The following is a 20,938-nucleotide window of genomic DNA, read 5'->3' as shown; positions in this document are numbered from 1 at the left end:
CCATACGCCCACGGGCGCCACCGGTGTCGGTGTCATGCCCGCTGAGACGGGCCCACAAAAAAGCTCTGGTGGGCGCTACCGACGCCCACCAGAGCCGAGCCAGCATCCACAAACCTGAACGAAAGAGATGCCGACATGCCCATTGTGCCGCGTCCCCGCGCGCCTTTCCACACCCCGACCCCGCCCTTCGCCGGGCGGCGCTGGCCCTCACGTGTCTACTCGGGTGAACTTGCCCAGGCTGCCGGGGTACGTGAGGACCTGCGCGCTGACCTGTTCCGGCTGGAAGGGCTCTGTCCGGACCTGGCCGACACGGTGGTGCTGTGCGCGAGCGAGATGTTCGCCAACGCGTGCGACCACTCCCTTTCCGGCCAGTCAGGAGGGCGGGTGGTGCGCACCTTGTCCATGCCGGCTGCCTGGACTCTGTGCCTGTCCGTCGTGGACGACGGCGCACGGGCCGAGGCCCCTACCTGCCCGCAGATCCCGCACCAGCGCACGGTCACCGAGTGGGCCGAGTCCGAACGCGGCCGGGGCCTGCTGCTGATCGATCACCTGGCGACCTCGTGGGGTTCCCGTGCGGTGGTGGATTTTCCGTTCTGTGCCGGTCTGGGCACGGTGGTCTGGGCCGAGTTCGCCTTCACCGCCACCGCCGTGAGCCCTGCCGGTAGTGGGGGAGTCCGATGAGCGCTGAGCCGATCGCCTCCGGGGTGCGCACGGTGCTGGAGGCGCCCCGGGGAAGCCGCTTCACTCGCACCCGTACCGGGGCCCGAACGCCCAGTCGGGAGCAGCGTCTGTTGGCCCAGATGGAGGGCAATCCCCGGGTGGATTATCGCCAGGCCCACGGCCAGCTGCCGCACTGGGTGCATCTGCAAGCCGCCCGGAAGGGCAAACACCAGGCCCGCCACGCCCCCGAAGTCTTCGAAGGAGTCGAGGGCCCGTGGAAGCCCTCGCCCGTACCGGTTCACCCGCAGGTTCCCGTGATCCCGCGCCCTCGTCCGGCCCCCGACGACGGCCCGGCCCCGCCCCGGCCGATCCGTCCACCGCTGCCGCGCAGGCCCCGGCGTCCGCATAGCCACCGCAAACCCCGACGCCGCCGCTCTCGTGCCTGCTGGCACCTGTTCGGCTACACCCTGGCCGCCGGCCTGGGAGCCCTGGCCCACCACCTCACCCCGGGCCTGCTCTGAGTACCGGCCGGGCCCACAGCACGACGGCCGCGCCGGTCCCTGCCGGATGGTCGGTTCGGACAGGCTCACATGGCTCGGGCAGCCGGACGCAATCTCCCGCAAGGGCATTGGACCACGCCGTGGCACCGGCTTTCATGGTCACCACGGGCCGTTCGACCACCCGGGACGCTCACGGACCGCCATCAGACCCCCGTACCGAGAAGGAGGCCGCGATGAACGACGACGGCAACAACTGAGACCAACAGCGCAACAGCGGGGCGGCTCTTTCGGGGCCGCCCCGCTCCTGTTGGGTGAAGGGTGTGTGGTCACCGGTTTCAGGTCGCCCTCTTGATACGTGCGGCCACCTCTGCAAGCCAGGTGTCAGCGGCGCGGGTGTGGTCGTGTGAGGACAAATATCCTTGGTACCGGTCGAAGTAGCCCTCGACAGGGGAGGCCACCTCGCGCCAGTTCTGGCCCTGGTTGCCCGCGGTGCCGTGCATGGGGAAGAGCTTGGCGTGGGCGTGGTCCACGCCGTAGCCCTCGTACATGATCCCGGTACGGGCCACGCCGTCGAAGGCGGCGTCCAGACGTCGGGCGACTTCTCGGGCGGCCAAGTGCAGCGCTGTGTACTCCGACGGCTCCATCTCGACCACGTAGCTGGTGCGGTGGGCCTTGGGGATGACCACGGAGAAGCCCTCGGTGTTGGGGAAGATCGACAGGAACGCCAGATGGTTTGCGTCTTCCCAGATCCGGTGGGCCGGCGCGTCGTGTGCCGCGATCCGGCAGAAGACACAGGCGGGTGCGTGGTCGCTGCTCATCGGGCCCCTCCAACGGCCGGGGCGGTCTCTGTGCAGGTCGGGCAGGCGGGGTCCCGCTCGGTTTCCTGTTGGTCGAGGGCGAGTTCGTGCGACCACACCCCCACACGGCGGTTCAACGAGGCCGGTGTACCGAACCCGCCCAGGTGGCGCAGTGCGTCCAGCGCGGCCAAGGAGGAGGCCAACATGTTGACCGGGCCGTTGGAGGGCGCCTGGTAGCGCCCGTTGACGCGCGTGATGAGAGTGGCCAGCTCGGGGTCGTCCTCGGGAGGACGTGCGGTGAGCGTACGACAGTCCCAGCACGCCGTCGTCCCCGGAATCACCAGAGGCCCCCACACCGCGATGTCGTTGACGTAGCACGCGTTCAACCAGGCCGTTCGTGTCGTGACACAGTGCCTGTTGACCGTTTCCGTCAGGCCGGGGGAGTCTGCCGACACCACGAGGAGGTCGCATCCGGGCAGAAGCTCCAGAGCGGACGTGTCCGCAATATCGAGGACCATCGGCCGAGCCCGGCAGGAGGAATTGCGCCGCCGCAGCTCTCGGGCGAGCACCTCCGCCTTGGGCAAACCGATGTCGGCCTCGGTGAACAGGAACTGCCGGGTCAGGTTGCTCAGCTCCACATGGTCGCCGTCCACCAGAACCAGTTCCCCGATGCCGGAGGTCGCCAGGGTGGCGGCGATCAGACTTCCGATCCCGCCGCAGCCGAGCAGGGTGACACGGACTCGGCCCAGGCGGCGTTGTACCTGTTCTGAGCCGGTGCCGGAGAGTTCGTAGAACAGGGCATGCCTGCTGTAACGGTCGGCAGGGTCGTAGACGGAGGCGGGGATCAGGCAGTTGCCGTGTTCGAGCAACAGCATCGCGGCTTCGGCCGAGGCAGTGTCGGCAGTACAGGTTGCACGCAGGTGTGCGAGGGCTTCCTCGCGTGTGTGTGGTGTGCGGAAGTGGTCCGCCAGGTGCAGCAACGGTTCCCACAACTTCTGTTCGCGTACGGGTTGGCGTATCGAACCGAACCCGAGGAACAGGGTCGCGTCTTGGACACCGACGCGTACATACGGGGCGAGCACACGTGGAAGATCGTCGTGTACCGGGTCAGAGGGCATAGCTGCTACCGCCTTGGCTTCGAGGAAAACGGGAACGGCGCGAGCGTAGGACGGTCAGGAACACCGGGGACGGGGGATTGCGCGAGATTGCGTCCGAAAGCCTTGCCAACAGCTGACCTGGCCGACCTTGGTCCGGGATACTCATAGTGTGCCCCCCGAACCGAGGAGGATCATGAAGCTCCACAAACTCGGCACCACGTCCCATGGTGGAAACTGCCCCACGCTGTACGAGACCGACAGCGGCAGCATCATCGTCCAGGGCTACCGGCTCACCGACCCCGAGGCGCTCTCCCAACTCACGGATGTGCTCCCCGACGAAGAGTTCGTCGTGGTGCCCCGCGAACTCCTGACTCGATTCTCCCCGAAGGAGTAACGTGCCCGACCTCGTCACCGGAGAAGACTTCGACGACCTCTTCCGGAAATACCGACATACAGCTTGGCGTCTGGAGACACGCACCTTCTATGGAGTCCTTCACGAGAACGAACCCTTTCAACGGTGGCTGGTCGGAGACGACTCCGACATCGAGTGGTTCAAACCTTGGCTGAAGATGATGCGGGCCGAACTCGCCACCGGAAAACGTATGGAACGGGTCCGCCTCATCGATGACCCGCCCTCGGACTACCTGAGATGGGAGCTGTGGGGCACCCCGTACAACCTCGGTATCGGTGAGGACATCCGTTACCTGCCGCGCAGCCATCCGATCGTGAGGGAGCTTCCCGACGACGACTTCTGGGTGTTCGACAGTCGCACGGTGGCCCGCCTGGAATTCGATGAACAGGGCAGTGTGCTGGGCGCTTCGCTGAGCGAGGACCCGGCAAAGGTACTTGCCGCCGTGCAGGCACGAGACACCGCGTGGCACCATGCACTGACGTTCACTCAGTACATGGCGACAAGGGCGGAATGACCGACTACCAGACAGCCCGGATCTCCCTCGGCGTTCGCTTGCGTGAGCTCCGTGAAGGGGCCGGGCTGTCCGGCCGGGAGCTGGCCGCCAGAGCAGGGTGGCACCCGTCCAAGGTCTCCCGCCTCGAACACGGCAATCAGACCGCCATGGCCGATGACCTGCACCGCTGGGCTCGTCTGTGCGGAAGCGACGATGCCGTCCAAGGGCTCGTCTCGCAATTGGGCTCCTTGGAGACCCACTACACGAATTGGCGCCGCAGGCTGTCGGCAGGCAACCGGGCACGACAGCAGAACGCCGTCGACCTGGAGAACCGCGTCCGTGCATTGCGCATATTCGAATCGGTATGCGTGCCCGGGCTGCTGCAGACACCCGACTACGCCCGCGCCATGATCAGAAGGGCTGTGGAGCTGCACGGCACCCCGGCCGACGTGGAAGAGGGGGTGCGTAAGCGCATGGAACGGCGCGCGATCCTGGACGAGCCCCGCAAGAAGACGTGGATCCTGTTGTGGGAACCGGCCCTGCACACACGGCACGCCTCCCCGAAGGTACAAGTGGAACAGCTCATCCACCTGGCCGAGTGCATTCACCGTGGCCGCAGTATCGGAATCGTCCCACTGTCGGCGCAACTGACGGCTTCACCCATGCACGGCTTCTGGATCTACGACGATGATCGGGTGATCGTGGAAACCGTCGGCGCCGAACTGTGCCTGACCGATGACGCCGCGATCCAGCCCTACCAGCGCGTATTCGCGGATTTGTTCCGTTCCGCAGCGCACGGGCCCTCGGCCCTCGAACTGGTGCAACGGGCCCGCCGCAGGCTCACCGGACATCAACGCTCCGACACCGAATGATCGGATGGCTTCCCGGCAGGGCCATGACCGGCTGCCGCACTGGATGCACTTTCAGGCCGCCCGGATGGCCGAACGCGAACGCCAGAACCGTCACGCCCCGAAGCTTCCGAAGGCGCCGAGGGTCCGTGGAAGCCCTTGCCCGTACCGGTTCACCCGCGGCTCTCGCGATCCCGCGTTCCCGTCCGGCCCCCGACGACGGCCCGCCTCCGCCCCGGCCGATCCGTCCACCGCTACCGCGCAGGCCCCGACGTCGTTCTCGTGCCTGCTGGCACCTGTTCGGCTGCACTCTGGCCGCCGGCCTGGGTGCCTTCGCCGGCCACACCATGTCGGCCCTGTTCTGAGTACTCTCCGGCCCCACAGCACGAGGACCGCGCCGGCCCTTGGGGGACCGGCGCGGCCGTCGCATGCGGTCAGTGTCAGTTGTCGGGGTCGACGATCACCGACGGCCAGGGAAAGTCCTCGGGGAGTGCGTCCATGACCACTTCGCCGCAGCGGCGCCCCTTCCAGAGACCGGCGCTGCGCATGGTGCCGACCTCCCGGAACCCGGCCTTGGCGTAGGCGTTGCGTCCGGCGGTGTTGGGCTCCAGCACCTTGAGCCAGACCATGTCCAAGCCGATGACGTGGAAGGCGTAGTCCAGCATCAACCGCGTGGCTGTGCTCCCCATGCCCTTGCCGCGCGCTTCGGGGGCCAGGACGAGGATGAACTCGCCCGTACGTACCTGGTGGTCGATGCGCAGGCTCGCCAGCCCGCAGGGGACCGGACCAGCCCGGTGCACGTCGTAGACGGTGAACCGGGCCTGGTCGGGTGCTCCGCGTAGCTGGTGCTGGAGCCCCTCGGTGCGCGACTCGCGGCTCTCGGGCACCTGCCGTCCGTACCCGAGGACCGCGCCCGGGTCGCTCTCCCACCGCCAGTACTCCTCGGCCAGGTCCGCGCGCAGAGCACCCAGAGCGACCCTGTCGGTCCGGGCCCACAGCGTCGGCGCGTCGGTTTCAGTCATCAGGCTCCTCGTCTCGTCAACTGCCCGGCTGAACGACCGCGGACGGTCCCGGAAACTCCTCGGGGAGGGTGTCCATCATGAGTTCGTCCACCGGTAGGCCTTGCCAGAAGCCTGCCCGGCGCATGCGTCCCGCGTGGCGGAAACCGGCCTTCTCGTAGGCGGCCACACCGGCCTCGTTGGGTTCGAGTACCTTGAGCCAGACCATTCGCAGGGCCGCCAAGTGGAAGGCCCAGTCCAGGGTGAGCCGGGTGGCCTCGGTGGCGTAGCCCTTGCCGCGCTCGTCCGGGGCCAAGACCATGACGAACTCGGCAGTGCGCACGAAACGGTTGATCTCCAGGGTGGTCATCCCGATGGGTTCTTGGTCGTGGAGACGTACCACCTCGAACTGTGGGAAGTTCATGTTGCCGCGTTGGCGTTCCCAACCGGACTCGCGGGTCTCCCAGGATTGGGGCACCTGATTGCCGTACCCCATGAGGGTGCCGGGGTCGTTCTCCCAAGCGTGGTAGGCGGGCAATTTCTGTTTACGGGGCATTCCCAGCGCGAGGGTTTGGCCGGTCAGCAGCACATGCGGTTCGCTCAAAGTGAGTTCTCCAAGGTGGGGCCCGGTACGGGGCCGGGGCCATCGGTTGAATGGATCGGGGTGTAGGCGCCGATATCGGGTCCTTCACCCACGGGATTGCCGTCGCAGTCGGCGATCCAGGCGTGCAATCGGATGGGATCGGTGGCTAGCCCGTGACGCCATTCGGCGCGTCGGCCGGTCAGTGCGAGCATGAATGCGACCGCGACCGACTGTTCCAGGCACGCCCAGCGCCCGGGCAGACAAGCGGAAACGGATCTGACGGAGTCCAGAGCCGCACGGACACGGGGTATCGGTGCCGGTGGCAGACGGCGTCCCGAACAGGCGAGTGCGGTCAGCCGGCCCAGGCGTCCTCTCCGAGTGCCGAGGAACAGAGCCGTCGTGACCACGGCGAACGTCGGCAGGCAGAGCAGCCGCCAGAACAAGCTGCTTCTGCCCGGGGGAGGCAGCACCGCGGTTGTCTCACCGGTGCCCCAGGAATGAGGTTGCTGTGTCAACCGGACCGTGGGGAGACGGCGGTAGTCAGGCGGGCAGGTACGCAGCTCGGTACAGCCAGTGCGGTAGTTGATGAGGAACCAAGCGTGCCCGGTGTCGACAACGACCATGAACGGACGGATCATACGCAGGCCACCTTCGACAGGTACCAGCAGGGAGCCGGAGTCTTTTCCACCGACTGCCACCACAGGTGCGTGCCCAGAGTGGTGAGCAGATGGGCCCAAGGCACACGGGCCCCGAGAGCAGCTGCGTGTACCGTCGAACGGAGCTTGCCAGGGTCGACCAGCTCTGCCTCCGTCAACGGCCCCTCGCACATACTCAGCACTCGGTCGAGGTGTAGGCGTACGGCCCGGTGGTAGTCACTCACGAACGAGCCCTTCGTCGTGCGTTCTCGCACCACAGCAGGCAGCAAGTCGCCGATGGCGTCCATGAGTGCGGGTTTGTAGCGATGAGCCGAGAACCGGTCCGCTGCGCGTAGTGAGACCACGGCGTCGAGCACAGCACCGTCGAAATACGGATTGTGTTGTTCGACGCCGACATGGTCGGCCAACTGGGTATCGGAGGCGGCGGCCCGAGCCACACCGTGGACCAGGGAAACGAGCGCTTCGTCGGGGTTTTCGGGCCTGGTCCGTTCGGGCGCGGAGCACAGGAGCCATGGTGGGGCGCTCGGCGCGGAGCGGGCCAGTGAGGCCACGTCATGGGTGAGTGCCGACCGAACGTAGGGCCACGGGGCGCGTCGTCGCAAGCGCGCCCAGGCAGAAGCGTCGTTCCACAGCTTCGCCCACTGGCGCTTCTGCGCCAGAGCCACCAGGTGGGTGGGCGGTGGCAGAAAAAGATTGTCGCCCCCGTCTCCTGTGAGGTGGCACCCCTGTGCCTCTGTCTGACGGGCAGCACGCAGCTGTCCGGCGAAAGCCGACCAGCTTGCAGCGGATGGTGGCGGCTCGTCCGTGGGAGGAAGTGTGTCGGTGAATGGGCTGAAGGGAAGATGCCGCTCGGTGACTTCGAAGCGTTCTCGCGTCAGACCGGGAACGTTCAGATCCCGCGTATGGAGCAGATCTCCGCCTTCGGTGAGACCGGTGGGGTGGGCGGTCACTCCGGTGACAGGAACGTGCTGTGCTGCGATGACGGCGAGTGTGGTCGAGTCGACCCCGGAGAGGTCTGTCGACACGCCACCTCCACGAACCCGCGCATGCACTCCGTCCACCAATGCGGAGCGGATACGGTCCAGGGCGTCCTCACGTGGTCGTGAGACCGGAGTCCACCATCGGCTCATGGTCATGGAATCGGGGGTCAGGAACAGCCGGTGGCCGGGCGGGACCGGTCGTACCCCGGCCCATGCGCTGCGGTCACGGGGCGCGGAGTGCTTGTCACCCAGATACGCCGAGAACCACTCGCGGTCGATGCGGCCGCCGTGCAGAGCCGACAACGCATAGGAGCTGGATCCCCACACGATGAGCCCGTCACGGGTACGGGTGGTGTACACGGGGCAGGCGCCTGAGGCGTCGGTGATGACTTCCACCCCATCTCGGGTGGAGCGGACGACGGTGAAGGAACCGGACCAGGATTCTGTGACGGCCGTGGGGTCACTGATTCGTGCCGCCTCGGCCAACTGGGTTCGGTCGGCAGAACAGGTACCGATCACCGCGATCCGGACTCCATCACCGTGGTAAGTGCGTACGCGCCGCTCAGCCCAGGGACCCACCGTCCACAGTGCCGGGCTGGGCCACACGGGGGCTGCGCCCGTCGGGACGGGGGTCTTGCCTCCCGACAGAGCGCAGCCACCGAACCAGCGTTTCTGGTTCCTCCCGCGACCGGTGGGTCCGGAGTAGTCAGTCATAGGGTGACTGCTTGCTCTCGACGCTCTGGTCGTCGCTGCCTTGGGTCAGGGCAGCCGCGTCACCGAGATCGATCACGGTCGGTGTTTCCTCTGGCGGCTCTTCCATCAGGCCCACACCTTTCTGAAGGTTTCCTGTTCAGGTAAGGGCCACCGTAGAAAGGAGGGCGAGCCATGAGCGACAGGGATGCTCTTGTATTCACGTGTTGGTATGGATCAGGAGCGCGGGAAGAATAATCCCGAATATCAGGGGCGTTGCTCTGGTCCGGCTGTCGGAACCGAGGGAGGTCGGCTATCGGCTGGAGGTCCTTGGTGCTGCCCGTCTGAGCAGGGCGCGGGCCTGGCCATGGAACCGTGCTCCGCTCGAAGCCATGGTGAAGACGTGTGTGTACTGCTCGATCTCGCTCCGGTGAGTCAGGGTGAGCTCCGCCGAAACGGTCTCGATCACCACGGATGATTCGTCCTGGATCCAGAACCCGTGCAGAGGGAGATAAGGGGGAGAAGAGTCGAAAGGGATGATACCCAAGGAGACATTCGAAAGGTCGGAGACCGTGACCAAACGGTCGATCTGGGCCGCCATGGTTTCCGAATTACCTCTCCGTTGGTGCAGGGCTGCCTCACTGAGGATGAAACAGAACCGTTTCCCGCGCCGGTAGAGGAGCTCCTGACGGCGGATGCGCTGGTGCAGGGCGTCTTCGATACCGAAGGACGGCGTCCGGTTCTTGCGGTTGGCCGCCTCCATGACCGCACGTGCGTACCCGGGCGTCTGGAGCAGGCCCGGGATGATCAGGGGCTCGAACACCCTGAAAACCCGGACCTGCTCCTCTTCGGTGACCATGCGTGACTGGATACCGCTCAGGCCGTTGTGCAGTTGGTCCTTCCACTCCACCCACATCGACTCCAGATCGTTCAGCCTGGCGACGAGGTCTTCGGCGAGCTGGGGCCGGCCGCATGCCTGGGTCCATGCGACGATCTCGGCTGCATTCGGGGCTTGGCGTCCCGTCTCGATCTTGGAGACCTTCGGCTGGCTCCACGACAACAGCTCCGCGAGCCGTGCGCCGGTCAGTTCCGCTGACCTTCGTTCCTCGCGGAGCCGTCTGCCCAGATCTCTCCGGGCGCGTTCGATGCTGTGCGACACCTAAGTATTGAATCCGGTATGGCGCTCGGGGGCGAACTCGTTGTGCACGATCGCGTGCTGCCAGGCGATCTCACTCCAGCGGCGGTAGCGCACGACCTCGCTGGGGTCATCGATGCGTTCGAGTTGGTGGGGCACGTCATCGTCGTCGAAGTGCAGGACACAGACCCATGTGTCGTCGAACAGCCAGAAGTCGAGGTCGGGCAGCTCATCCACCGACCAGTGGTGGCGGGGGAGCCAACGGATGTCCTCGCCGGCCTCGATGTTGAAGCGCGTCACAGCGTGTTCCCACGTGATGTAGTCACTCAAGGGTTCGGAGACGACACGGACACGCTGCCAGCTCTTGCCTTCTTCGACTGTGGCCGTGACATTGCGGTGCCACGGGGCTGTGAGGGCATGGTCCTGCCCACGCCCCAGGTCTCCGGTCCGAAGGAACCGGTTGATCGTCTCGGCCTCCTCCGAGACGTTGTAGCGATCGCGGACCTCCAGTTTCCATGCGCTGCGCTGGAAGTCGGAGAACTGCCGTGTGAATTCGTCATCGTTCAGGAGCCGTCCCACGGATCAGGCGCCCTCGTCCGCGTAGCGCAGCAGTTCACGGGGGATTTCGACCAGGGTCTCGTTGTCTGCCAGGTCGCGGACGTCCCCTCGGGCCTCAGTATCGGTCACCTTGTATCCCTGAACCACGATGGTTCCCCGGTCGGTTCGGTAGAGAGTCGGGCACTTACCGCCCTCGCTGTCGGTGCCAAGAAACGTCAGACGCATGACCCATCCCTGCATAATCGAGAATATTCGCTGTACCGAGCATGGCACGGTGGCCGGCGTCGCGCATGGTGTTTGCCGTGGCCGAAGGTGGCCACTCCTGCGTATGCCGGGTGAGTTGGTCCTGTTGAGCCGCCAACACGCCGGGATGGTGGGGACGCCGACGCAGCGCAGGCTCAGTGGGCGTGAACCCGAAGGTCCGATCCGGCGTGTAGAGCGCTTCTCGGTGTTGCGTCCGCGCCGCTACCGCAGACGGCGCGTCGCGTGGGCCGGAAATGTCGGCGGCGCTCACAAGCTGTCGCGCGTACTCGGGCGTCTGGAGTAGCTCCGGTATCGGGAGGGCTGGAAGGGCCGGACGGTACCGGCGCGTTGCTTCAGTACTTCGGTCCATGATTCTGCCCCGATCGCCCACCTTTCCCAGAATGAAGTGCTCTGGTTCCGCTCGGAAGAAGGAGTGGAGGGGGCGGTCTCAGGTCGGCTGCGCCCTCGCCGCCCTGCTCACGACTCCCCGAGTGAGGCTTCTGGGGCCACGTGGAATGCAATCGGGAGACGGCCGTGTCCTCCTCACTCCTCCGGGTGGCTCTATCCCTCCGCCTGTGAACACGGCTCGTTTCGGGCAGGAACCCGGTCCTCAGGGGGAGTGTCTCCTCCTCTCCCAGCGACTGCAAGAGAGGACTACTTTACTGAAACCCCCTACACCGGGACTGCACGGAAACTAGGCTTGTCTCGTCCGCCCCGGCGCGTATGACCACCTTCCCTCCCGATACCACCGATCTTGTACCTCTGCGGACTGCAACTCGGTGTTGAGGCCCAATCTCGGCTGCTCTCACGTGGTTGTCCTGCCGTGGAGCTACCGACACCACCGCCGATCTATGTTCACGCGCCCTTGGTTAATTGCGTGTTGACTAAGCTTTCGAAGGCATGTTCACTGTGCTTGTTTCAGTGAGTGCTGAGTAGGGCTGTGTTGGCCCAAACCCGCTCGGTTCGTAAGCCAGAGACTGTGGAGACCGGTATGAGTACCCCCTTGGAACTTGTCACTACGGCCGCGACCAGCATCGTCGGTGCCATGGCCACCAATGCCTGGGACCACATCCGGGAACGGTGCGTGGCCCTGTTGCATGGCCACCTCGACGAGGAAACCGGAGCCACCGCCGTGGCCCGTTTGGACGATCAGCAGCAGATGCTGGTAGCCACCCCTGTCGCTGCGCGCGAAGCGCTGACCGACTACGTCACCCAGGACACGGCCCGTGTCCTGGAGGGGATGTTGAAGTCTTCCCCCGAAGCCGCCGAGTCCCTGCGCGCACTCCGGGAAGAGGCGCGTTCCGCCACAGCGTCGGGCGAATCGGTCGTCAGTGACGTGCGAGTCGAGAACGTCAGGGCCAAGGGCGATGTCGTCGTGGGCGGGCGTGACGCGAAGGTGGAGAAGAAGCGATGAACCACCCCTTCGAGAACATGAACCCCCGTCCTGAGCCGGAAGATCCCTCGAAGCTGGCTATGACTGACATCTCTGGGCCAGAGCTGGAAGAGCGCACGGAGCACCTTGGTGGGGTGACGTACACGCGTCCGCCCGGGGCCGAACCCGACGCCGTAGAGGGGCGTTCCGAGCCGGGAATCGGGCACCCACCACAAATCGTGTACGGAGTTGAAAACGAGGCCAGGGACCTGGTCGAGGCACCCGAAAACCTGTCGGAGTCCACCTCTGAACCGGAGCACAAGCCCGGCGTGAGTGTTTCCGAAGTCGAGAGCGATCATGTGGTGGTGGCCGGAAGAGACGCCATCCTCTCTCCCACCACCATTCGCTACCAGCAGGGGCCGACGCTGCTCCGGTCCCACGAGATCGTGCCGAACGAGATCCCCTCCGAGCAGCTCTTCGTTCACGCTGGAGTGCCCGACGACATCCAGGGCGGCGTGTACGTGTTGATCGGCCCTCCGAACAGCGGGCGCCGTACGGCAGCTCGCCGTCTTCTGGGTTCCTTGCCTGAGGGGAGGCAGCTCCGGAAGTTCCGGCGGCCCGACTGGGACGAACCCGACATGGATCGCATCCCCAACGATCCCGACCACGGTTACCTGCTCGACCTGACTGGCATGGGCGAGGCACTGCCCGACCATTTCGCCGAGGACCTGGCCAGCTATGCCGAGAAAGCCAGGGACAACCGAACCCTCCTCGTGACCCTCGGTGACGAAGGGGTGAAGCACAGGTTGCCCCCTTCGGACGGAGAGGTCGGGCTCGTCGTCCGGGAACACCAACGTCCGGACGCGCTGATGGTCGCCCGGAAACGGATCAGGGCGACCGGCCATCATGAACGGGAGACATGGCTCGACGCCGAGGGCGGCCCGTTTCACGGCCTGGTGGCGCCTGACGCCCCTCCTTCCCGCGGAGTCGAACTGGCTGAAGCCGTGCTGAAGGCCGAACACCAGCAGGACGAGGTCGTTCTGGACGAGTTCACTGGCTGGCAGAAACAGATCCAGGAGTGGTTCGCCGCCGACGTGCGGCGTGAGGACGCCACCGGTGCGGAGCAGAGGGCCTTGCGCATCGCGTCCGCCTTTCTCGACGGCTCCCCGGCACCAGCGGTCCTCAACGCCGCAGACGCGCTTCTTCCCCAAGCGGTGCGGGACCGTTTTGAGGTATGGGGAGGAGCCCTGGCTGCCCCCGACGACGAAACGCGCTGCAGCGACGCCGGGGTGGGCTACCAGGGCGGGCGCATCTCCATTACCGATAGTCGGGAGGGGCTGGACAAGGCTGTCATTCGCTATCTGTGGAACCGGCGAGGTTCGGCCTCCGCGCTCCTTTCCACCTGGCTGAGTGAGATCAGCGCCCCCGGCGGCCCCGCAGGCAAGTGCTTGGATCGCCTCTCGGAGGTGTTGACCGAGGTTGCCGTGGCACAGGGCAGCGCCACCGTCCTGGCCTTGCTCGAGGGGTGGCTGAAGCAGGACGCCCAGCAACGCATGGGTTTTGTAGTGAAAGTCCTCGAACGCCTTACTGAACACCCGGGCTTTGGCGCCAGAGTCCGGGTGGTGGATCTACGCAACTGGGCCAAGGGCAGGAGAACGCCTGAACGGCAGCGGGCCGTCGTCGAGGTCTGCCGAGGTGGATTCGCCGAGAGCTACCCCGAACAGGCATTGATGCGGTTGCGCTACGTCATGGAGACCGCTGACGACACTGGTCTGCGGCGTGAGGCGGTGGCCGTGATCGCCGAGCAACTCGCTCCAGAACGCGGTCGAACGGCCGTATTGAAGACCCTGGTCGACTGGGTCGAGAACGACCGCACCACCACCATCGTCGGTGGCCGCCTCTTCCTCGACTTGTTCGGAGGAGCCGGCTTCGAGGGGGAAGGCATCCGGAACGACCCGTCCCGCGGATTGCTCACGCTCATCGGTTCGGAAGGCGAAGCAGCAGTGGAACTGTTCAAGAAGGCGTGGAAGCTCACTTGGAACAAGCCCGAGCTGCGTAGCGACACCAGCCACGCACTGGTCGCCTGGAGGCGCGCGGCCGATGCGGAGCACATGCCTGTGGACCGTACCCGGCGAATCATTGGGGTGGTTTTCGGGTCTTCCGGTATCGACGACGACCTTGATCGCATCATCAGGGGTGAAGGCCAGCTCGGGACGCTACTGCGTAGGGACTTCATGCGTAGGCCGTAGAACGGGGGAGAGACGCTGGTGTTCCGGATCAGGAAGCGGGGGAACGCTGCCGTGAGACGCCGCCCCTTCGAACACACTTGTTCGGCACACGTGGACAGCGCCGACGCCGGCCTGCATTTCGATGCCGCCCTCTCCTATGGGTGGACGATCGCCGATGGTGCCGAAGAACGGATCCTGCATCCCGACGAGGTGACACGGACTCTCCTCGTCGAGGCAGTCCGAACCGCAACGGAACGGCATCCCGTCCTGCATGTTCACGAGGCCCAATGGTCGGCCAACGAGTGCTTGTCGAAAAAGATCACCACAGACGACCGTCTCACCGTCACGGGACACGTCGAGCTGAGCCTCTCGGCGGCCACGGAGGCGCAAGCCCGCGCTCGATACCGTGCCCGCGAACGGGTGTACCTGGAAGAGGCGGAGCGGACAGCTCGACTCGAGGTGCTCCAGGAGCGGTTGGCGACCCCGGGACTGGGGTTGGCGTGGTGGCTCGACCGGCACGCCCCCTCGAAAGGAACGGCGCACCCGAAACAGTGGACACGTGAGCTCATCGAGTCCTACGAGGAATTGGCGACCGCGCTGCGCCGTGACCGTACCGCCGTGGAAACCGAGGAGGGTGCGCTACTGCGGGCCAGGGTCGAGGAGGCCTTGACCCTGGTCGAGGAACCGGAGGCCGCGGGACGCTTCGCCTACTACCTGGGGGACTACATGACACACGTGATGGGGCGATCACCCAGTGCGTGACCTCGACGGTTCTCACCGAACCAGGGGCTGTTGTACCCATGCCCTCGTCGGGGATCGCCCTTGACCTGGCACCCCGGTGTTTGTGCGGCTATCGAAAACCCCGCTGCCCGGTCCGACACGTCGCCTGGTACCTGACGGATTACACCCCCACCGTTCTCGAGAGCGCGCTGGTCTACCATCCCACCTCGGGTCTGTTCTGACTCTGGGCCGGGCGGCCCCACCGCCCGGCCCAGCTCCGACAGCTTGCTCGTAGCGCCGGTTTCCGGGCCTTGAGGCCAAGCAAATCGCGACGCTTTGGTCGCTTCAGAACCCATTGCAGTGGGCCACGCTCGGCGAGAGGCCGGCAAGGTAGGACCTGCTCGCCGTCCACGGGGTGAGTTCCACCCCGAAGGAGTCTTCTCCCTCGTGACGCAGGTGGACGAGCCTTCCCACCACGTGGATCGAATCTCCCGCGCGGAAAGCCCCCGTGTACGCGCCCAAGTACGACCTCAAATGCACCATCCTTTGAGCGAACAGCTCCGGCTCGTCCACGGTCGAGTGCAGCACCCTCTCGACCTTGATCCGGTAGAGCGCAGGGGTCAGCACACCCTCGGAATGGTCGGTCACCGTGGCAAGCAGGGTGATCTCGCCGATCTCCTTCGCGTTCATCGTGTCGAGTTTCCGGGGGCTGTCGGAACGCAGGGGCTCGCAATTGATGTGTGCACCTGATCCCGCGGTCATCCCCTGCAACTTCCGGCTCTCCTGCTCGATGAGCGTCTCGAACCGGCTGCCCTCCATATACTTCGCCCGGCGCAGATACAGGCGTGTCAGGTGTTCCCCTTCATAGGCACGAATGACGTGCCGGTCCGCGAAGAGCTCTTGTGCCGCCTCGTAACCCTCTCTGCCGTAGCAGACCAGGTCGATGTCCGACGCCCGGTTCGCGCAGCCCACAAGGAACGAACCTGTGATGCCGAAGAGCGGAAGCTGCTTCCGTTCGGCGATGTGGCCGGCGATGGACCGTAGGTCCTCTCCGACACCGGTCTCAGAACTTTCGGAGGTGCTGTGCGACAGATCGGTGAGTGCACGGCGAGCGGAATAGTGGTGGACGACGTCTCGGCGTGGCACCCCGGTGATGACGCTGCCGAGTGCCTCGGAGTAGACGTAGCATTCCGGCCTATGCGCCAGGATGCCGAAAGACTTGGGGACGACGCTGTTCTGTTGGTAAGAGCGTCCGAACAGGACACGGTCGCCTCGCGGGTGCGGGTGGTACTTCACATAACCCAGGTAGTGGGTCTCGGGATGCACATCGCCGATGACCTTGAAGATGACCCCGTGGCGGTCGAGAAGGTAGTCACGGTCACGTACCCGGGTTCCAGGGCTCGAAGTCGGCGAGGAAGGGGAAGGCCGCGGTGTCGATCCTGCGTGTGTTGGCATATTCCTCTGCGCTCAGGGTGAAGAGTGTGCGGCGATAGCGCCATTTGCGGTGCTTGTCGGGCCGGGCCCCAGAACCTGGCCGCATACGGACGAGGAAGAAGAAGCATTTGGCCAGCAGGAAGTCGCCCAGGTGAGGGCTCAAAACCGTGCCTGTACATTCCTGGGCCACATCGTCCAGGGCGCTGGTGTAGCGGGCTCTCTGATCGGGAGTGAAGGCATACCCCCGGGTCCCTCCCTTGAAGGCGGCGATATCGAGCATCGGATAGACGTCGAAACCCAGGGGGGCCGGTGCGTGGTGCTGCCAATCGATGACGGAGTCAGAAAAGGTGTTGGGCAGCCCGTAATCCAGATGACCGAAGCACAGGGGGAGACGTACGAGTCGTCCTACAGCGGTGTCGACGAGCACCCGGACCTCCTCCGTGTCCAGGTCCGGGTTCTCCGCGAAGACTTCATCGACGAACCCCGCCCGCCAGAACCAGGACCGCACGTGCCCCTCTGTGATTTTGAGCGGATGAGCAGCCTGGGCGCGCAACAGACGTGAGGAGATCTCCACGGCGGACTCGACGAGCGCATCGTCGACTTTCCCGTCGTTGTTCGCTGCCTGGGCCATCGCGAGGTCGTGAAGACTGTGTATACCCGCTTCTGGTTCGGTGAAGTGGTGCTCTTTCCCGGTGGCTCCCACCTCGGTGGGGCGGGGGACGGGGAAACCGAGATCCGCGAGAAGACGCTGGTGCCTGCCTTCTTCTTCCACCTCGGGGCCACCGGTTCGCTTGTAGAGCCGCTCGCCGGGCGAATACCACACGGCACCCGACTCCGCAGCGGTTCTGGGTTTGATCGTTTCCCAATCAGACACGATTTGCTGTCCTTTCCACGGGTTCCTCCATGACAGCGGCGAGGAGGTGCTTGTTCATCACCCAGGAGGTGCCTCCTCGACCGACCTCCTCCCGTATCCTGTCGAGCCGTCCTGCGTCGGCAGAGACAGGAGGGCCCCGGTGCACCTTGAGGAAGTACTTCAAGAGCGGAGCCAACTGAGCGGGATGGGTTCCTCCCTTGTTCTGCCAGGCGATCAGTGGGAGGAAGCGGGCCTCGAACACCTGGCGTTCCCGAGCGGTGACCCCATGGAAGGTATACATTCTCTCCAGAGCAGGCATTTCCTGGTAGGGGATATGACCGTGGATGGCGTACCGCAGTCGGTGGCCCCGCCATGAGGTGAAACCGAGCCCGTGGGCGGCGATATGGGAAACTGCGCGCGTGGTCGCCGTCATGGCAACCTCAGTGGCACCGGCCTTTTGTGCGGCGCTGAGCACGGTCACATGCAGACCAGTTCTCGGGTCCAGCACGAGCCCGTCGAGCCCCAGGGGGTCCAAGCGGATCCCGTGGGACCGGGTACGGGACAGCAGGAGGCAACGGGGTACTTGCGCGCTCATCGCGTCCACGTGCCGGTGACGTTTGCGGTGGTGGCCATGGACACGACCTGACATCGACAGGTCCGCATCGGTCAGGTCGTGCACCAGGTGCCTGGATCGGTGGGTACGCAGCCGTGCTCCTCCGCAAGCGGTGCACCAGGTTGCAACCGGGCCGATCATGTGGCCGCAGGACGCACACTCCTGGAGTGTTCTTCGCTCGATACGCAAAGAACCTCGGGAAAGCCGAGTGTCGATCATGTCCAAGGCCAGGGTTGCTACGGCTGGTTCAGCATCGGTGATGAGCTCTGGGGGCGGGGGCAGGTCGGGTGTGTACTTGCCCATCAGGCGTGCATGCTCGAATGACCTCCGAGGCAGCGGGGCGAAGCCGGCATGGACCTGATCTCGGTGGAGAACATCCCCGGCGAGCATGACGGTGTTCCACAGGTGCGGTGCCTCGGGGAGGCCGAGAATGCCGTTCAGGGTCGATGCGAGCCGTAGTCCCACGGCTTTGCCCGGTGTGTTGTGGAAGGTGAAGTCGCTGTTCTGGATCGGGCCGTTGAGGAACAGAACCACCGGCACCCCCTGACTGCCATCAAGACTCGTGTGAGACTAGATAAAGACTAGAGCTGGGTGCGGTGGAGGTCAACAGCTTTGTGCGTCCAGGGTCACACGGAGGATGCGAGGTCTCGCAGGTAGTCCCTGCTGGCTTCCTCGTCCAATGAGTGTTCGGTGAGGATGCTGTGAACGTCGCGGTACTGGCGCACTTCCTCGGGCTCGGTGATCGACAGTTCCCTGGTGAACGTCTCGACGATGACAGTGGGCTCGTCAGAGGACTCGAACAGCAGGAACCCGTTGCTCTGCAGATGCCCGAAGGGAGAGGACAGCGGCAACACACGCAGTGTGACGTTGGTGAGCGTGGCGACCGAGAGCAGGCGATCCCACTGTCCGAGCAAGAGGTCGGGGTCATGGGGGTGCCAGCGCAGCGCGGATTCGGTGACCGTGAACTCGAAGCCTCGCCCGTGGTCGTAGAGCGCTTCTTGACGGCGCATTCTTGCTGCGACGGCCTCGGGGACATCGCGCTGCCCGGAGACATTGGCCGCGCTCAATACCTGCCGCGCGTACTCGGCTGTCTGGAGCAGGCCGGGCACCAGGGAGGGCTGGAACGAACGGACGAGGTCAGAACGTTGTTCCAAACTACGGGCCTCGTCCTGACCCGAGCGCAGCCCCTTGGCGTGCACCACTCTCCAATGGCGGGACTCCACCAGAGTGGCCTCGGCCAACTCGGCGCCCTTGCGGGCCACATCCAGCCGAGCGCGGCAGGCATCCAACCAGGTTTCGACGTCGCTGCTGGAGGGCTTGGTGCGGCCGTTCTCGATCTTGGAGACCTTCGACTGGGACCAGCACAAGGCATCGGCTAGTTCCTGGCCCGACAGGCCGCGGTCGAGCCTGGCAGTCCGCAACAGGGAAGCGAGTTCCTCTCTGGCGCTGTCATCTCCCTTGCCCTGAGACACGAACCCCTCCATACTAGTCTTGTCCAAGTCTCAATAGTCTTATTTTGTGGCTCTCCAAAAGAGTAGCCCAGACCAACGTGCCCGTGGCCGCCGCTGACCCCCGGAGTACTGCAGTGACCGTGATGGCGATGCCCGACTTCCTCCGCACCTTCGACGACTTCCACCGCCAGGTCTTTCGGATGGAGACCCTGGACTTCTACGACTCCAAGGGCGAACGCGCGCCCTTGGAGAGCTTCAGACACGGCCGCCCCCAGGACCCCTCCTGGCTCGAACCATGGGCCGAGAGAGTGCGCGCCATCAAGGACAGAGGCGCTCTGTTCCGCCGCGTGCACGTGGTGGACGAGCCCCTGTCGGAGTACCTCGTTTTCGAGATGACCTGCGCCTACCCCTCGAATGCGCGTGCAGGTGAGGACATCGGGATCCTGCCCCGCTCGGTCGCCGAGGAACTGGGCGTGCCCGACGAGGACTATTGGCTGTTCGACGACGACCGCACGGGGCTCATGGCCTATGGCGGCGACGGGGTACTCAGACACGTAGAGGTCACCACGGACCCCGTCATCGTTCAGGAGCACGTACGCCGTCGGGAAGCGGTCCTGGCTCAAGCAGTCCCCCTGCACCAGTACATGACAGAAGCCGGACTCACACCGCAGATCTGACACAGCACAGCCCTCAGGAGGCAGAGGAATGTACCCCCCGTTCAACGACACGGACTTCCGCAAAGCCAGTGGGAGCGGAACCGGTGACTGCGTCGAGGACGCCATCACCGCCCATACCCCCGACACGATCGGCCTGCGTGACTCCAAGAATCCACGAGGAACGCTTGTGCTGCTTGCCCCTGCGGAGTGGCTCGCGTTCACGCGCGGAACCGTGCACGGCCGCGCTGGGACGCCCTGAGCCGCGCACCTCCGTTACCCGTGTGCCAGTTCCGCCTGGATCTCGCGGATGATCGCAGCAAGGATGCCTGAGGCAAGAAGGCCCGGACCGAGAGGGCCTGTGGAATCCTCACCGACCGGCGGTAGGAGACGTAGGGCGGCCCGGATCTGTGGTGTCATCCGCTCGAGTTGCCAGTGAATCTCGTCGTGAACCGCACCGGGACGGCCGGGCGCTGCGAGCCCTGAAGCCTTGGCGGCGTAGGCGGCCGCGCCCAGCGCGTGCGCTCCCATGTGGGCGACCGCAGCAGCTTGTGCAGCCGCCCTGGCAGCGGCCGCGCCTGAGGGTGAGGTTGCGGCTCCCGCTGCGCGGACCGCGATCAGACGTCGACGAATCTCGCCGGAGGCGTCGAGCTCGCCGCGGCTGAAGGCACGCGTGCGGGCCACGGCGTCCCTTGCGCGGTCCTCCGTCGGCGCCTCTGATTCGAAGAGCGGGAGCACGCGCTCGGCGCAGTCTGCGGCCCACGCTGCGACGGTCCTCCGGTCTTGTTCGCTGAGGGCCTGGGGCGATGTCACGCGCGCATTATTCCACCCGCGAGCTGCTCCTCGGCAGGGGTCCTTGGGGCCAGGGGCCAGGACGAACTCACCCGTACGCACCCGGTGGCCGATGGGCGGGCCCGCCACCCCGCACGGGAACGGCTCGGCCCGTAGGCGGTGAACCGGGCCT

The 20,938-nt window shown here is 65.5% G+C and carries 26 protein-coding genes; 10 read left to right on the top strand and 16 right to left on the bottom strand.

The genetic code is table 11. The features are described 5' to 3' along the window. Positions 1–135: 135 nt before the first annotated feature. Together D456_RS0103435 and D456_RS23580 are read left to right on the top strand one after the other, a co-directional pair. Positions 136–681, top strand: a complete 546-nt coding sequence (locus tag D456_RS0103435) for an ATP-binding protein (protein WP_040698607.1) — start codon at positions 136–138, stop codon at positions 679–681. Next, positions 678–1,181: a hypothetical protein gene (locus tag D456_RS23580; protein WP_040698605.1), complete on the top strand. Its 504-nt coding sequence runs from the start codon at positions 678–680 to the stop codon at positions 1,179–1,181. Before D456_RS0103435 ends, D456_RS23580 begins: the two co-directional genes overlap by 4 nt. A gap of 314 nt (positions 1,182–1,495) precedes the next feature. On the opposite strand, the gene D456_RS0103420 is transcribed toward D456_RS23580, so the two are convergent. Both D456_RS0103420 and D456_RS0103415 read right to left on the bottom strand, forming a co-directional pair. Continuing rightward, positions 1,496–1,978 (bottom strand): HIT family protein, encoded by a 483-nt coding sequence (locus D456_RS0103420; RefSeq protein WP_017574753.1) that lies wholly within the window; start codon positions 1,976–1,978, stop codon positions 1,496–1,498. After that, positions 1,975–3,075 carry a HesA/MoeB/ThiF family protein gene (locus tag D456_RS0103415; RefSeq protein ID WP_017574752.1) on the bottom strand — a complete coding sequence of 367 codons (1,101 nt, stop codon included), beginning with the start codon at positions 3,073–3,075 and terminating at the stop codon, positions 1,975–1,977. Before D456_RS0103415 ends, D456_RS0103420 begins: the two co-directional genes overlap by 4 nt. A gap of 172 nt (positions 3,076–3,247) precedes the next feature. Between D456_RS0103415 and D456_RS0103410 the strand changes: the two genes are divergently transcribed. Genes D456_RS0103410 through D456_RS0103400 form a run of 3 tightly spaced genes read left to right on the top strand, consistent with a single transcriptional unit; the run spans position 3,248 to position 4,831 of the window. Then, complete coding sequence (locus tag D456_RS0103410; RefSeq protein ID WP_017574751.1) at positions 3,248–3,448, top strand: hypothetical protein; 201 nt, start codon at positions 3,248–3,250, stop codon at positions 3,446–3,448. 1 nt (position 3,449) lies between these two features. Then, positions 3,450–3,980: a DUF6879 family protein gene (locus D456_RS0103405; protein ID WP_017574750.1), complete on the top strand. Its 531-nt coding sequence runs from the start codon at positions 3,450–3,452 to the stop codon at positions 3,978–3,980. Next, positions 3,977–4,831, top strand: coding sequence for a helix-turn-helix domain-containing protein (locus D456_RS0103400; protein ID WP_017574749.1), 855 nt, complete (start codon positions 3,977–3,979; stop codon positions 4,829–4,831). The genes D456_RS0103405 and D456_RS0103400 overlap by 4 nt, the downstream gene beginning before the upstream one ends. Positions 4,832–5,247: 416 nt before the next feature. Here D456_RS0103400 and D456_RS0103395 read toward each other — a convergent pair whose 3' ends face one another. The 9 genes from D456_RS0103395 to D456_RS27990 form a co-directional block, all read right to left on the bottom strand. After that, on the bottom strand, positions 5,248–5,829 hold the full coding sequence (locus D456_RS0103395; RefSeq protein ID WP_017574748.1) for a GNAT family N-acetyltransferase: 582 nt from the start codon (positions 5,827–5,829) through the stop codon (positions 5,248–5,250). 16 nt (positions 5,830–5,845) lie between these two features. Continuing rightward, positions 5,846–6,409 (bottom strand): GNAT family N-acetyltransferase, encoded by a 564-nt coding sequence (locus D456_RS0103390; protein ID WP_026115531.1) that lies wholly within the window; start codon positions 6,407–6,409, stop codon positions 5,846–5,848. Next, entirely contained in the window at positions 6,406–7,026 is a 621-nt protein-coding gene (locus tag D456_RS25420; RefSeq protein WP_040698603.1) for a lasso peptide biosynthesis B2 protein, read from the bottom strand. The genes D456_RS0103390 and D456_RS25420 overlap by 4 nt, the downstream gene beginning before the upstream one ends. Beyond that, complete coding sequence (locus D456_RS0103380) at positions 7,023–8,738, bottom strand: albusnodin/ikarugamycin family macrolactam cyclase (RefSeq protein WP_083904496.1); 1,716 nt, start codon at positions 8,736–8,738, stop codon at positions 7,023–7,025. Before D456_RS0103380 ends, D456_RS25420 begins: the two co-directional genes overlap by 4 nt. Beyond that, the gene (locus tag D456_RS26465; RefSeq protein ID WP_152442473.1) at positions 8,731–8,844 is read right to left on the bottom strand and encodes an albusnodin family lasso peptide; all 114 of its coding nucleotides are present in this window, start codon (positions 8,842–8,844) and stop codon (positions 8,731–8,733) included. Before D456_RS26465 ends, D456_RS0103380 begins: the two co-directional genes overlap by 8 nt. Before the next feature lie 183 nt (positions 8,845–9,027). Beyond that, positions 9,028–9,873 (bottom strand): helix-turn-helix domain-containing protein, encoded by an 846-nt coding sequence (locus tag D456_RS0103370; RefSeq protein ID WP_017574744.1) that lies wholly within the window; start codon positions 9,871–9,873, stop codon positions 9,028–9,030. Continuing rightward, positions 9,874–10,428, bottom strand: a complete 555-nt coding sequence (locus D456_RS0103365; RefSeq protein ID WP_017574743.1) for a DUF6879 family protein — start codon at positions 10,426–10,428, stop codon at positions 9,874–9,876. A gap of 3 nt (positions 10,429–10,431) precedes the next feature. Beyond that, positions 10,432–10,632, bottom strand: a complete 201-nt coding sequence (locus tag D456_RS0103360) for a hypothetical protein (RefSeq protein ID WP_026115530.1) — start codon at positions 10,630–10,632, stop codon at positions 10,432–10,434. Then, positions 10,592–11,020, bottom strand: coding sequence for a Scr1 family TA system antitoxin-like transcriptional regulator (locus tag D456_RS27990; protein ID WP_394297264.1), 429 nt, complete (start codon positions 11,018–11,020; stop codon positions 10,592–10,594). Before D456_RS27990 ends, D456_RS0103360 begins: the two co-directional genes overlap by 41 nt. A 621-nt stretch (positions 11,021–11,641) precedes the next feature. Between D456_RS27990 and D456_RS0103355 the strand changes: the two genes are divergently transcribed. The 3 genes from D456_RS0103355 to D456_RS0103345 all read left to right on the top strand — a co-directional run bounded on the left by D456_RS0103355 (position 11,642) and on the right by D456_RS0103345 (position 15,012). After that, positions 11,642–12,064, top strand: coding sequence for a hypothetical protein (locus tag D456_RS0103355; protein ID WP_017574741.1), 423 nt, complete (start codon positions 11,642–11,644; stop codon positions 12,062–12,064). Next, on the top strand, positions 12,061–14,271 hold the full coding sequence (locus D456_RS0103350) for a hypothetical protein (protein WP_152442472.1): 2,211 nt from the start codon (positions 12,061–12,063) through the stop codon (positions 14,269–14,271). Before D456_RS0103355 ends, D456_RS0103350 begins: the two co-directional genes overlap by 4 nt. A gap of 90 nt (positions 14,272–14,361) precedes the next feature. Continuing rightward, positions 14,362–15,012 carry a hypothetical protein gene (locus D456_RS0103345; protein ID WP_152442471.1) on the top strand — a complete coding sequence of 217 codons (651 nt, stop codon included), beginning with the start codon at positions 14,362–14,364 and terminating at the stop codon, positions 15,010–15,012. 303 nt (positions 15,013–15,315) lie between these two features. Here D456_RS0103345 and D456_RS23565 read toward each other — a convergent pair whose 3' ends face one another. The 4 genes from D456_RS23565 to D456_RS0103325 all read right to left on the bottom strand — a co-directional run bounded on the left by D456_RS23565 (position 15,316) and on the right by D456_RS0103325 (position 19,369). Next, positions 15,316–16,296: a hypothetical protein gene (locus D456_RS23565; RefSeq protein WP_017574738.1), complete on the bottom strand. Its 981-nt coding sequence runs from the start codon at positions 16,294–16,296 to the stop codon at positions 15,316–15,318. A 52-nt stretch (positions 16,297–16,348) separates the two neighbouring features. Then, a complete protein-coding gene (locus D456_RS0103335; RefSeq protein ID WP_026115529.1) occupies positions 16,349–17,278 on the bottom strand; it encodes a phosphotransferase in 930 nt (309 codons plus the stop codon). After that, positions 17,271–18,404, bottom strand: a complete 1,134-nt coding sequence (locus D456_RS26460) for a hypothetical protein (protein ID WP_040698634.1) — start codon at positions 18,402–18,404, stop codon at positions 17,271–17,273. The genes D456_RS0103335 and D456_RS26460 overlap by 8 nt, the downstream gene beginning before the upstream one ends. Before the next feature lie 92 nt (positions 18,405–18,496). Then, on the bottom strand, positions 18,497–19,369 hold the full coding sequence (locus D456_RS0103325) for a helix-turn-helix domain-containing protein (RefSeq protein WP_239643761.1): 873 nt from the start codon (positions 19,367–19,369) through the stop codon (positions 18,497–18,499). 101 nt (positions 19,370–19,470) lie between these two features. Between D456_RS0103325 and D456_RS0103320 the strand changes: the two genes are divergently transcribed. Beyond that, positions 19,471–19,998 (top strand): DUF6879 family protein, encoded by a 528-nt coding sequence (locus D456_RS0103320; RefSeq protein ID WP_239643759.1) that lies wholly within the window; start codon positions 19,471–19,473, stop codon positions 19,996–19,998. Between the two features lie 28 nt (positions 19,999–20,026). Next, complete coding sequence (locus tag D456_RS0103315) at positions 20,027–20,236, top strand: DUF397 domain-containing protein (RefSeq protein WP_017574733.1); 210 nt, start codon at positions 20,027–20,029, stop codon at positions 20,234–20,236. Positions 20,237–20,250: 14 nt separating this feature from the next. On the opposite strand, the gene D456_RS25415 is transcribed toward D456_RS0103315, so the two are convergent. Then, entirely contained in the window at positions 20,251–20,787 is a 537-nt protein-coding gene (locus tag D456_RS25415) for a putative immunity protein (RefSeq protein WP_083904495.1), read from the bottom strand. Positions 20,788–20,938: the final 151 nt, after the last annotated feature.

Origin of the sequence: Nocardiopsis kunsanensis DSM 44524, assembly GCF_000340965.1 — a bacterium.
In the GTDB taxonomy this organism is placed as follows: domain Bacteria; phylum Actinomycetota; class Actinomycetes; order Streptosporangiales; family Streptosporangiaceae; genus Nocardiopsis; species Nocardiopsis kunsanensis.
The sequence above is the reverse complement of the archived record's forward strand: the minus strand, read 5'-3'. Positions and strand labels throughout refer to the sequence as shown.